Genomic DNA, 2,674 nt, shown 5'->3' with positions numbered 1-2,674 from the left:
GTGCGGGACCGACAGCCGCCGGCGCGGGGCGGGCGGGGCCGGCCGCCGCAGGCGCTGGCGCGCGGGCCCCGGCGCGGGACGGCCCGCCTGACCCAGACCGCGCGCCGCCCCGCCGGTGGCTCCAGGCGCCGGTCGAGCGGCGAGCCTGGGCGAGGCGGGACGAGTGCCGGCGCCCGGGCGAGGATCGGAGGGGGGCTGTCGGAGCTCGGCGGAACGCGGCAGCAGGGCCGGTACTGTCACCGTGAACGCCCCGGGACGCCTGGCCGGGTCGAGACGGGTGGGGCCCCGCCTGTCCGGCGCAGGACGGAACGGGGAGCGCTGGGACTGTGGGGACCACTGGGGCTGTTGGGGCTGTTGGGGCGAGCCCCGGGGGGACGCGGGCACCGCGGCCGGACCGCCCAGGCTGAGCAGCCAGACCGCGAGGCCGCCAGGAAGATCCGGGCCATCGAGGGCGACCAGCCGTGCCTTGACTATCCGCAGGGCCGCCACCTCCCGCTGGCACTCCCCGCAGCAGGCAAGATGCGCGAGCGCGCGGTCGCGAGCGTCATGATCGAGCTGATGGTCGATGAGAGGCGAGATCCGATCGCCGAGATGCTCGGTCACGCCCGCCGCTCCCGCGGAGCACCACCCTTGCTCCCGGCGGCGACGGGCCCATGCCGTCCCCCGCTTCTGAGCCGCCCGTCGTCGCCTCGGCCCCGATGCGGTCTGGTCGTGCCCGGCGGCGCCGCGTCCGCCTCGGCGAGCTCCGCCACCGGCCCGACGGCGGGCTCCGCGGCGAGAAGGGCGTCGTCCGAGACCGCCACGGCGGCGGACAACGCGGCACCGTCACCGGTACGTGGCGCGCGATCGGCCAGCGCCGCGCGCAACATCGCCCGACCGCGCGAGATCCGGCTGCGCACTGTGCCCAGTTTCACGCCCAGCGTCTGAGCGATCTCTTCGTAGGAGAGCTGCTCGATGTCGCACAGCACGACGGCGGCCCGGAAGTCGGGCGGCAGAGCGGCGAGCGCGGCCTCGACGTCCGCGTCGAGATGAGCCTCGGCGTAGACCGCCTCCGGGCTCGCCTCGCGGCCGGCCAGCCGCTCGGTGTCCTCGGGCAGCGCATCGAACCGGATCTTCTGCTGGCGACGCATGCGATCGAGGAAGAGGTTGGTGGTGATCCGGTGCAGCCACCCCTCGAAGGTGCCGGGGGTGTAGTCCGCCAACGACCGGAACACCCGAACGAACACGTCCTGCGTCAGGTCCTCGGCGTCGTGGGCGTTACCGGTGAGGCGGTAGGCGAGGCGGTAGACCCGGTTGCCGTGCTCACGGACCACGTCTTCCCAGGAAGGAGGAACCCAACCAGGAGCTTCTGCGGTGGCGGCGACGCCGGCGGCGTCCGAGCCCGCCCCGGGGTCCTGAGCAGCCACGGCCGCCTCTCGGTCGGTTCGCGTCAAACGTACCCGACGAGCCGGCCAGGGAGCGGCGAATCCCGCTGCGGACACCGACGTTTCTCCCCTCGATCCTCGACACGATGCGCGTTGACCAGATGAACGCGCGTCCCTGGTCTCCCGTTCCCGTAGGCTGCGGAAGTCATGCCGGACACTGACATCGGCGAGCTCGAGTCCGCCGCCGCCTATGCAGAGGGCTTCCTGCTGGAAGACCCGATCCTTCGCGCTGCCCGCGCCCGAGCCGAGGAGGTCGGGATCGTCCCGGTCAGCCCGGGTACCGGCGCGGTCCTGCGCTTCCTCGCCGCCGCCGTGGGCGCCCGCGCGGTGGTCGAGATCGGCACGGGTACCGGGGTCTCCGGTACCTGGCTGTTGCGCGGGATGCGGCCCGACGGGACCCTGACCACCATCGACGTCGAGGCCGAGCACCTTCGGCTGGCTCGGCGCACCTACGCCGACGCGGGGATGACCCCGGGGCGCAGCCGGCTGATCACCGGCCGCGCCCTCGACGTTCTCCCCCGCCTGACCGACGGCGCCTATGACCTCGTGTTCTGTGACGCGGACCGGCGTGAGGGCACCGAGTACCTCACCCAGGCCCTGCGGCTGCTGCGGCCGGGCGGCGTGGTGGCGTTCGCCAGCGTGCTGGCCCTGGCTCAAGGCCAGGCCACCGACCCCGAGGCGGTGGCGGTCCGCGAACTCGCCACGGCTGTACGTGACGATGTGCGGCTCACCCAGATGCTCCTCACCACCGGCGGCGGCCTCCTGGTCGCCGTGGTCGCCAAGTCCTCCCCGGTCGGCTGACCAGGCACCCCGGCCGGCTGGCCAGGCACCCCGGTCGGGGTGACCGGTCCGCGGTAACACGATCGGGGCCAGCTGATCGTGCCGGTACCCGGTGGCTCCTCGGTGGACGCGTAAGGTGCGCTTAAGCGTGACATTCCTACGCCTTGGGGAGTAAATGGCACCGGCCGCACAGGAGTACCGGCGCTATGACGTCTACGACGGCGACCACGGCAACTACGGCGACCACGACGGCGACTTCGACGCCTATGACAGCCGGGCCAGGGACGCCTATGACAGCCGCGCCGAGCCGCCGCCCGCCCCACGTGAGAGCCTGCTGCCCTACATCACGTTCGTCCTCGTCGTGGCGGTCCTGGCCGGGATTGCCGGTTACACGCTGAACCGCCTGGTGGGGCCGGCGCACGGCGCGCGCTCCGCCCACCCGGCCGCACCGGGCGCCACCCCCTCCCCGA

General features: G+C 73.6%; 3 protein-coding genes and 1 pseudogene. 2 read left to right on the top strand and 2 right to left on the bottom strand.

All coding sequences use genetic code 11. The features are described 5' to 3' along the window. Both AC08OV_RS24385 and sigE read right to left on the bottom strand, forming a co-directional pair. A partial coding sequence (locus tag AC08OV_RS24385; RefSeq protein ID WP_476620413.1) for an anti-sigma factor family protein occupies nucleotides 1-603 on the bottom strand: 603 nt, incomplete at its 3' end. Beyond that, nucleotides 600-1,433: an RNA polymerase sigma factor SigE gene (gene sigE / locus AC08OV_RS24380; protein ID WP_476620412.1), complete on the bottom strand. Its 834-nt coding sequence runs from the start codon at nucleotides 1,431-1,433 to the stop codon at nucleotides 600-602. The genes sigE and AC08OV_RS24385, both read right to left, overlap by 4 nt. Before the next feature lie 138 nt (nucleotides 1,434-1,571). Here sigE and AC08OV_RS24375 point away from each other — a divergent pair, with 138 nt between their 5' ends. Both AC08OV_RS24375 and AC08OV_RS24370 read left to right on the top strand, forming a co-directional pair. Further along, entirely contained in the window at nucleotides 1,572-2,225 is a 654-nt protein-coding gene (locus AC08OV_RS24375) for an O-methyltransferase (protein ID WP_476620411.1), read from the top strand. Nucleotides 2,226-2,379: 154 nt separating this feature from the next. Beyond that, nucleotides 2,380-2,674 (top strand): annotated as a pseudogene (locus AC08OV_RS24370) (hypothetical protein); the annotation flags it as partial.

This window comes from Frankia sp. CeTa3Moorea, assembly GCF_978021225.1.
The sequence above is the reverse complement of the archived record's forward strand: the minus strand, read 5'-3'. Positions and strand labels throughout refer to the sequence as shown.